9 protein-coding genes are annotated in these 9129 nt (G+C 33.9%); 8 read left to right on the top strand and 1 reads right to left on the bottom strand.

What is annotated here, in order from left to right; translation table 11 throughout:
• The first annotated feature begins 683 nt into the window (after window positions 1–683).
• The 7 genes from Q0838_RS02130 to Q0838_RS02160 are packed head-to-tail and all read left to right on the top strand — an operon-like array spanning window position 684 to window position 7535.
• A complete protein-coding gene (locus Q0838_RS02130) occupies window positions 684–1595 on the top strand; it encodes a MerR family transcriptional regulator (protein ID WP_298950710.1) in 912 nt (303 codons plus the stop codon).
• Window positions 1592–3052 carry an NAD(P)/FAD-dependent oxidoreductase gene (gene crtI, locus Q0838_RS02135; RefSeq protein ID WP_298950712.1) on the top strand — a complete coding sequence of 487 codons (1461 nt, stop codon included), beginning with the start codon at window positions 1592–1594 and terminating at the stop codon, window positions 3050–3052. The genes Q0838_RS02130 and crtI overlap by 4 nt, the downstream gene beginning before the upstream one ends.
• Entirely contained in the window at window positions 3052–3891 is an 840-nt protein-coding gene (locus tag Q0838_RS02140; RefSeq protein WP_298950714.1) for a phytoene/squalene synthase family protein, read from the top strand. The genes crtI and Q0838_RS02140 overlap by 1 nt, the downstream gene beginning before the upstream one ends.
• 2 nt (window positions 3892–3893) lie before the next feature.
• The gene (locus tag Q0838_RS02145) at window positions 3894–4340 is read left to right on the top strand and encodes a sterol desaturase family protein (RefSeq protein WP_298950716.1); all 447 of its coding nucleotides are present in this window, start codon (window positions 3894–3896) and stop codon (window positions 4338–4340) included.
• A 2-nt stretch (window positions 4341–4342) separates the two neighbouring features.
• Window positions 4343–5809 (top strand): 1-hydroxycarotenoid 3,4-desaturase CrtD, encoded by a 1467-nt coding sequence (gene crtD, locus Q0838_RS02150; RefSeq protein WP_298950718.1) that lies wholly within the window; start codon window positions 4343–4345, stop codon window positions 5807–5809.
• Window positions 5806–6423, top strand: coding sequence for a carotenoid biosynthesis protein (locus Q0838_RS02155; protein ID WP_298950720.1), 618 nt, complete (start codon window positions 5806–5808; stop codon window positions 6421–6423). Before crtD ends, Q0838_RS02155 begins: the two co-directional genes overlap by 4 nt.
• The gene (locus Q0838_RS02160; RefSeq protein ID WP_298950721.1) at window positions 6402–7535 is read left to right on the top strand and encodes a lycopene cyclase family protein; all 1134 of its coding nucleotides are present in this window, start codon (window positions 6402–6404) and stop codon (window positions 7533–7535) included. Before Q0838_RS02155 ends, Q0838_RS02160 begins: the two co-directional genes overlap by 22 nt.
• Here Q0838_RS02160 and Q0838_RS02165 read toward each other — a convergent pair whose 3' ends face one another.
• A complete protein-coding gene (locus tag Q0838_RS02165) occupies window positions 7536–8243 on the bottom strand; it encodes a DUF3291 domain-containing protein (protein WP_298950723.1) in 708 nt (235 codons plus the stop codon).
• Between the two features lie 293 nt (window positions 8244–8536).
• Here Q0838_RS02165 and Q0838_RS02170 point away from each other — a divergent pair, with 293 nt between their 5' ends.
• Complete coding sequence (locus Q0838_RS02170; RefSeq protein WP_298950725.1) at window positions 8537–9067, top strand: transposase; 531 nt, start codon at window positions 8537–8539, stop codon at window positions 9065–9067.
• The last annotated feature ends 62 nt before the right edge of the window (window positions 9068–9129 follow it).

The raw sequence follows: 9129 nt of genomic DNA on the forward strand, positions 1-9129 counted from the left end.
AAGACCAAAAGTTGTAGGATTTTAGAATTATGCAAAAATATTAGTTACTAAGTAAGTTACGCTTTCAAGATAACAAATTCAAAACCATCACTGGACCTTATTATATAATTACAATTAAAAAAAAGCAAATACACCAAATAGCTCTTTACGCTTAAAAACATATTAATTAAGCTCTGCAAACAACTTAAATAATATGAAATCATACCGATATTCACGCCTACCACGCCTACCAATAGACCTATTTACTATAACCATTATCTATCTAATGGATGGATACTAAATAAAATCAGTCCTTAAGTTTTGTAAGTATAAAATACAGAATGAGAAAGATACATAAATTATTGCTAGAATCCCATTTACCATTATCGTGAGGGCTATATAAACAGTCCTAATGCTTTGTTTACATAATCTTTATAAATAAAACCTGTACTGTAAAGCAATGGTTAGACCATCCTAGTTACTAAGTAAGTTACGGTTTCAAGATAGCAAATTCAAAAACATCACTGGACCTTATTATATAATTAAGGTGCTTTTTTCACGCAAGAAAACGAGTATAGACTATATACATACAAACCTCATTAAATTTACCGAGCATTTACTTTAATAGTTAATTAAATATCAATTTAGTTCATGATAATTAATTTTGTTTAACTTTACCCAGTAATAAGCAAACAAAATAAATTTTGATAAAAAGTAAATTCAGTATTAAAGACCTAGAGAATTTGAGTGGTATTAAATCACACACAATAAGAATCTGGGAAAAAAGATACAATTTATTAGAACCAGACAGAACTGAAACTAATATAAGAACATATGATCTCAGTGCGTTGCGCAAGATTTTAAATGTTAGCTATCTCAAAAACGCTGGTATAAAAATTTCTACCATTGCTAGTTTAACTACTAGTGATATTGAGGCGCAAGTACGTAACCTAGCTATAAGAAACAATAAAAATGATCATGCTATACAAGAATTAAAACTTGCGATGGTTAACTTTGATCAGGCTATGTTTAGTAGAGTATATGACTCTGTGTTGCAAGAGGTAGGATTTACAGGTGTTTTTTATGATTTATTCATTCCCTTTTTAGAAGAATTAGGCTTTTTATGGCAGTCTAAAACTATCAATATTGCCCATGAACATTTTATAAGTCATTTGATTAAACAAAAAGTCCTTATTAATCTAGAAAAAGTACAGTACCAGCCCAAAAATGATAGCGATAATTTCTATGTTCTATTTTTACCTGAAAATGAAATGCATGATCTAGGTTTATTATTTCTAAATTATGAGCTGCTTAAAAGAGGTAACAAAACTATTTACCTAGGTGCGAGTATGGTATTAGATCATTTAACTTTTTTAAAAAACAACGGCATTACGCCTACATACATAACCTACGTAACGGTACAGCCAGTAGAAAAAGAACTGCCATCTTTCCTTAAGAAATTTAATCGTAAAGTAGCACGAGAAAGTGATACAGAGCTATGGATTTTAGGTCATATGGCTCAAAAGATAAAAACAGAACATTTGTCTGATAACCACAAAGTATTTAAGGGTATATCAGACCTTATTAATAACATACCTCAATTAGTAGAAGCATGAATAAAGTAGCAGTAATAGGGTCAGGGTTTTCATCACTTGCAGCGGCTTGTTATCTTGCAAGAGATGGTTATGAGGTTACCATGTATGAAAAAAATGACACTGTAGGCGGTAGAGCGCGCAGACTTGTTAAAGATGGTTTTACCTTTGACATAGGGCCATCGTGGTACTGGATGCCAGATATTTTTGAAAGATTCTTTGCAGATTTCAATAAAAAACCATCTGATTATTATCAATTAGATAAGCTTAACCCTGCATACTCTGTGGTGTTTGAAGATGATAAAATTGAAATAGCAGATAATCTAGAAGACATTAAAGCTACTTTTGAAAAAGTAGAAAAAGGCAGTTCTAAACCTTTACAACAATTTATGTCTAAGGCCGAGGAAAACTATGAGATAGCTATTAAAAACCTAGTCTATAGACCTGGAGAATCTCCTATTGAGTTGATTACACCACAAACCGCTCAAAAAGTAGGGGCATTTATAGGTAATGTTTCTAAAGATGTAAGGAAGAAATTTACTAACCCTAAATTAGTTAGTATATTAGAATTCCCTGTTTTATTTCTAGGAGCTACGCCTCAAAATACGCCTAGCTTTTACAACTTCATGAATTATGCAGATTTTGGCCTTGGGACATGGCATCCTAAAGGCGGTATGTATGAAGTGATTATAGCCATGAAAAAACTAGCTGAAGATCTAGGTGTAGTCATTAAAACAGAAAGTCCTATAGAAAAAATTCTTGTTGATCAAAAAGGTAGGATAGAAGGACTAATGACTAAGGGACAAAAACACCTCTACCCTATTGTTCTCTCTGGAGCTGACTATCATCACTCTGAAACATTATTACCTGAAAAACACCGACAGTACTCTGAATCCTATTGGGATAAAAAAACCTTTGCTCCTAGCTCACTTATTTTTTATGTAGGGTTTGATAAAAAATTAAAGAATATAGATCACCATAATTTATTCTTTGACACTGATTTTACAAAACATGCAAATGAAATCTATGAAGACCCTAAATGGCCAGAAGAACCTCTGTTTTATGCTAACTTTACGTCCATAACAGATCCTTCTACAGCACCTGCAGGTTGTGAAAATGGCTTTTTCCTAATTCCGCTAGCCCCAGATTTAGAAGACACCCCAGAATTAAGAGAAGAATATTTTAATAAAATCATAAAAAGATTTGAATTAAGAACAGAACAAAATGTAACAGATCATATTATATTTAAAGAATCGTTTTGTGTTAATGATTTTATATCACAATACAATAGTTATAAAGGTAATGCCTATGGAATGGCAAACACTTTATTACAAACTGCTTTTCTTAGACCTAATTTGAGAAGTCGCAAAGTTAAAAACCTATATTTTACAGGTCAGTTAACAGTACCAGGTCCTGGAGTGCCACCGTCTCTTATATCTGGAAAACTAGCCGCTGAACTTATTAAAAAAAATGACCAATAATGAAAAGCTTATTTGATAAAGTATCAAGAGAATGCAGTAGAGCTGTTACACATAATTACAGTACATCATTCTCACTAGCCAGTAAAATGTTAGGACCTAGCATACGTCAGGACATTCATAATATTTATGGATTTGTAAGATTTGCAGACGAGATCGTGGACACTTTTCACGATTATGATAAACGTACCTTATTAGATCGTTTTGAAGAAGATGTAAAAAAAGCTATCGATGATAAGATTAGCCTTAACCCCATTCTTAACTCATTTCAAGAAACGGTTAATAAATACGATATTACACCAGATATGTATGGTGCATTCATACATAGCATGCGTCTAGACCTAGATAAATCCATATATCTAACTGACGAAGAATATAGAAACTATATCTATGGTAGTGCAGACGTTGTAGGACTTATGTCTTTAAAAGTCTTTGTAAAAGGTGACATGAAAAAGTATAACGACCTTAAAGATGACGCCATGAGATTAGGTAGTGCTTTTCAAAAGGTAAACTTTTTAAGAGATCTAAAAGCAGATCTTGATACGCTAGAAAGAAGCTATTTCCCCAATACAGATCTACATGATTTAAGTGAAGAAGATAAAGCAAGACTCATTCAAGAAATTAAAGAAGACTTTGATGCCGGTCTCAAAGGTATTCAAAGATTACCTATGGAGGCAAAATTAGGTGTTTATACCGCTTACACCTATTATAGAAGACTCCTAACTAGATTAGAACGCACACCTTCTAAAGAAATTAGAAACGCAAGAATACGTGTTCCTAACTACGAAAAAATGTTCCTGCTATCTAAAGGTTACATGGCCTATAAACTCAATATGATCTAAACATGAATGCACTATACTGGATAAGTATTTTCATTGCTACATTTTGCATCATGGAATTTAACGCCTGGTGGATGCACAAGTACGTAATGCACGGCTTTTTATGGAATCTTCATGAAGATCACCATCATAAAAAACACAACAGTTGGTTTGAGAAAAACGACTTCTTTTTTGTCTTCTATGCTGTAATAAGTATAGGACTTAAATTAATACATAGCTTTTATGACATCTGGTGGACCTTACCATTAAGCGCTGGTATTCTAGCATATGGTATCGCCTATTTTGTGGTACATGATGTTTTTATACACCAGCGTTTTAAATGGCTGCGCAAAGCAAATAACAAATATGCCAAAGGATTGCGACGCGCTCATAAAATGCACCACAAGCATTTAGGTAAAGAAGATGGAGAAAACTTCGGTATGCTAGTTGTCCCATTTAAGTATTTTAAATAGTTATGAAAACAGCCATAGTCATAGGCGCTGGAATAGGTGGTCTTGCCATAGCTTTGAGACTCAAGAAACAAGCCTATCATGTTATAGTAATTGAAAAAAATGACTATGCAGGTGGTAAACTACACGCCATAGATCAAGATGGATATCGATTTGATCTAGGTCCATCGTTATTCACATTACCTCATCTTATTGATGATTTGTTGCAACTATTTCCAGAACATGAAAACTTATTTTCTTACCGTTCTAAACAGGTAGCTTGTCACTATTTTTGGGAAGATGGCACCGTTTTTAAAGCCAGTACTAATTCACAAGAATTTGTCCGTACTGCGGCTACCGTATTTAATGAAAATGAAAAAACGCTATACTCCTATCTTCAAAAAAGCAAAAAGAAATACAACCTTACTAAAAGTTTATTCTTAGAGAAATCACTTCACAAAGCATCTACTTACCTATCGATGGATACGTTAAAAGCATTAATCAACACCCCATTTTTAGGCATTTCAAATACACTAGATCAGGAAAACCAAGTTTTTAAAAATCCCAAACTGACTCAGCTATTTAATAGATATGCTACCTATAATGGATCTTCTCCTTATCAGACACCTGGTATTATGAGCATGATTCCTCATTTAGAATTGAGTTTAGGAACTTATTACCCAGACGGTGGTATGCACAACATTTCACAATCATTATTTGAAATGGGTGAAAAGGTGGGAATAGAATTCCGCTTTCGCGAAAGCGTAACTCACATCAATCATCTCGATAAACAAGTTACCGGTATCACCACAGATAGTGCGACTTATGAAGCAGATCTCGTTGTTTCTAATATGGACATCTATCCTACTTATCGCAACTTAATGAAGGATGTGAAAGCGCCAGAAAAGACACTCAATCAAGAACGATCTAGCAGTGCGCTTATTTTTTATTGGGGAATCGATAGAATTTTCCCAGAACTGGACCTGCACAACATTTTGTTTTCTGAAGATTATCAAACTGAATTTGAACATATATTTAAGCACAAAACCTTATCAAAAGATCCTACTGTTTACATTAATATAACTAGTAAAGAATCCCAAGGAGATGCTCCCGTCGGACATGAAAACTGGTTTGTGATGATTAACGCACCAGGAGATTATGGTCAGAACTGGGAACAAATCGTGAAAGAAGCTAAACAGGACATTATCGATAAAATTGAAAAATGTCTAGGTGTAAATATTTCAAATCATATTAAAACTGAATACATCCTAACACCTCAAGGTATCGAGGCTAATACGAGTTCTTACAGAGGTGCACTTTACGGCGCCGCTAGTAATGATAAATTTGCTGCATTTTTAAGACATCCTAATTTTAATAAACAAATAAAAAATCTCTATCATGTAGGTGGCTCTGTCCATCCTGGTGGTGGTATTCCATTATGTTTATTGAGCGCACAAATCACAGCAGATCTTATCAATAAATCAAATACATGAGAATAACAATCCTATTTTTATGGATCATTCACATAGCTGCCATTATAGGTATCGCTATGGGCTATGAAGATTTTTTCTTGCCTAAGTCACCATTTACCATGGTTTACTTACTATTTCTATTGATATTCTTTTTCAAGATAGAATCACCTAAGGCAGTGCTGTTATTTATCGGTTTTATGTGCACTGGCATACTAGTAGAATGGATAGGTGTTCATACAGGTAGCTTATTCGGCGATTATTATTACGGTTCAAATTTCGGCCCTAAGTTAGATGGAATCCCTGTGCTGATAGGTGTTAACTGGGCCTTACTTACATTTACAACACATATTATTGCAAAGAAGTTTTTTAAATCTTCTATAGCCATTATCGCTAGTGGCGCGACGCTTATGGTAGGTCTAGATTTCTTTCTAGAACAAATATGTGATTTTGCCGGTTTCTGGCATTTTAAAAATGGTGCAGGCTGGTATAACTATATTTGCTGGTATGTGGTAGCTGCTATTTTACATGCTGTAGCATTACATTTTAAACTCAAAGGAAATAAAATCCTATCTTATCATTTATATGGTGTACAACTTCTCTTTGCAATAGGTCTATGGATAGTCATTACGATATAGCCATAATAGGCATGGGCTGCGCTGGCAGCCACATTGTACAAGAATTACTGCGCCGTAAAGTGCATCTTAACATCCTTATTATAGATGATTTTAAAGCGGCTTCATTAGATAAAACTTGGTCTTTTTGGGAAAAAGGTAAAGGTAAATGGGATCATTTAATCTCTCACAGTTGGAAAAAAGGCAGCTACATAATGCCTCATGATTTTATAGGCCTAGACATCGATCCATATGTATACAAGACTATTGAGAGTCGTGATTTTATCGCTTTCGCGAAAGCGGAATTACAACAAAAACCTAATTTCACATTAATAGAAGATAAAGTTCAAAGCGTGTCCAGCGGCGATATTAAAAAAATAGTTTGTGAACAGGGTACTGTAACCGCATCTGTAGTTTTAGACAGTCGTATAGATCCAAAGTTTTTTCAAGATACTAAAGCTACTACTCTACAGCAACATTTTAAGGGTTGGGTAATAAAAACCCAGCAACCTACTTTTGATCCAGAGGTATTTACCATGATGGATTATAGGTTAAGAGATGCTGGCACGACCAGCTTTACCTACGTTTTACCTTATTCTACAACACAAGCTCTTGTAGAATTTACCTATTTTTCTAAAGATGTGGTAAGCGATGCTACTTATGAAAAGTACCTGCAAGAATATATTACAAAGTACCTGCACCTGACTCAATATTCTATTGAAAAAACAGAGCAAGGTATCATACCTATGACCTCCTATAAATTTGAGCAGCACCATAGAAAAAACCATTTAAAAATAGGCACCGCTGGTGGTTGGGTAAAACCATCTACTGGTTATAGTTTTAAAATGAGTGAAAAAAAAGCAGCACAATTAGTAGATAATATGTTATCAAAACGTGAGCTGACTCATGGTATGATTTCAAAGAAATTTGGCTTTTATGATGATATCATGCTGGATGTATTACACGGCGATAATGGACGAGGACATGAGGTTTTTCATACCTTATATAAAAAAAATAAGATACAGACTATCTTCCGTTTTCTAGACCAAGAAACTAGTTTGAGTCAGGAGCTAGGTATTATGTTGCCCATGACATCGGCTGCATTTTTAAGTGCTTTCTTTAAAAAATTATTTTAATTATTTAAGGCTTTCAGGTATTTCAAAGTCTGCCCATGTTCCCTTAATTTTAAAGGGCTGAAATCTAGTAAACAGCTCTTCTTTATACCATTGTAATGCCTGTGTTTGTTGTACTGCGTGTCTATGATTCTGACTGCGGTAAGCAAATTTCTTTAAAGCTCTTGCGTCGTTCCACAGGCTGAAAGTAGCCATTTGAGTTACTGGTCGCTCTCCTACTCCTGCGGTGAATAGTAAATTAGGATTATCGATTAAATCTATTTGTGATGTAGGGACATAATCCCAAAATTTCTTAAGCATTTTAAGTTTAATGGTTGCTCTAGTAATAACCGTTATAAAATCGTTATCCTCAACTAAGTTCTCACTCACCTCAAACGGATTTTTCTTAGACCACTGTCCATGGGCTTTTATACATTTCATATAGAAAGTAAGCTGGTTAGAACTGTTCTTTAGGTATCGATTGTATAAATTAGAATTGGTAAAAAAGCTTTTTGCAGACTCTTCATTCTCCCATACTTGTAATAATCCATAAACACTCCAGTCTGGTTTGGGATCAAAATTTTCCTTACCAGAACCTAACAGCTTATAAAACTCTAGTCCAGCTGTCTTTTTTAATGGACTGTGCGCAAACTGCATCATTCCAAAAGCCCAAACTTTTTGTTTAAAGCTAGGATATTTAAAAAAAGTGAGTGTTGTTATTTGTTGAGACATAGCAACAAAGATAGATGGCAATACAATTAAAATGGTTAATTTACTGTAGTAAAATTTAAGTTTAAGTGGCTTAATTATACTATTTATTCAGTAATGAGCATTTGTAACTGTTGCTTTAAGAGTTGAGTATTTGTAAAGCTATTCATAACACTAAGTTGTTTTTTAGCGCGCGTTTGCAACGCGTGCTCCACAAGCTGAGCATTTGTAATGCGATTCACAAAATGCTATATTGCTTCTATGTCAGAACGGTATAAAGTAAAAGATCAAGAAGAGAACTATTTATTACATTAACCGTGGTAAAATGGATCGATTTATTTACAAGAGATCGATACGTTCATGTCGTAGAAGATTCAATCAATCATTGCATTAAAGAAAAAGGGCTCCTAGTTTATGCTTATGTAATTATGCCTAGCCATCTTCACATGATTGTAGGAACAAAAGGTCAACCTATTAATGAGATTATTAGAGATCTGAAAAAATCCACTGCAAAAAAGATCATTGATACCATCAATGAACCTGGAGAAAGCCGCAAAGACTGGTTATTAGAAACGTTTTCTTTTTTGGCAAACAAATCAAAAAGACACACAAATTATAAAGTATGGAAAGATGGTTTTCATCCTAAAATAACGGATAGAACAAAAAAGTTAGAAGCCGCATTTAATTACATTCACTATAATCCAATTGAAGCAGGTTATGTAAAGGAAGAGCACCACTGGGTTCATAGTAGTGCTAATGCTTATTTAGATCACGGAACCTGTAATATTCAAATAACAAAATGGTTTTATACCAATTTAGTTCTTAAATGCCGCATAAAAAGCTTTTAGATAATGATGATTTCCTGTGATTGATTTTATAGTTTGATTGTCCATTTTTTTTACCATTTCAC

The organism is uncultured Nonlabens sp. (assembly GCF_947495285.1).
GTDB lineage: Bacteria > Bacteroidota > Bacteroidia > Flavobacteriales > Flavobacteriaceae > Nonlabens.

Bases quoted from the DNA above. Each gene is read 5' to 3' on its own strand.
- Q0838_RS02140 (WP_298950714.1), top strand. From the start codon at position 3,052: ATGAAAAGCTTATTTGATAAAGTATCAAGAGAATGCAGTAGAGCTGTT.
- crtD (WP_298950718.1), top strand. From the start codon at position 4,343: ATGAAAACAGCCATAGTCATAGGCGCTGGAATAGGTGGTCTTGCCATA.
- crtI (WP_298950712.1), top strand. From the start codon at position 1,592: ATGAATAAAGTAGCAGTAATAGGGTCAGGGTTTTCATCACTTGCAGCG.
- Q0838_RS02160 (WP_298950721.1), top strand. From the start codon at position 6,402: ATGGATAGTCATTACGATATAGCCATAATAGGCATGGGCTGCGCTGGC.
- Q0838_RS02155 (WP_298950720.1), top strand. From the start codon at position 5,806: ATGAGAATAACAATCCTATTTTTATGGATCATTCACATAGCTGCCATT.
- Q0838_RS02145 (WP_298950716.1), top strand. From the start codon at position 3,894: ATGAATGCACTATACTGGATAAGTATTTTCATTGCTACATTTTGCATC.
- Q0838_RS02165 (WP_298950723.1), bottom strand. From the start codon at position 8,243: ATGTCTCAACAAATAACAACACTCACTTTTTTTAAATATCCTAGCTTT.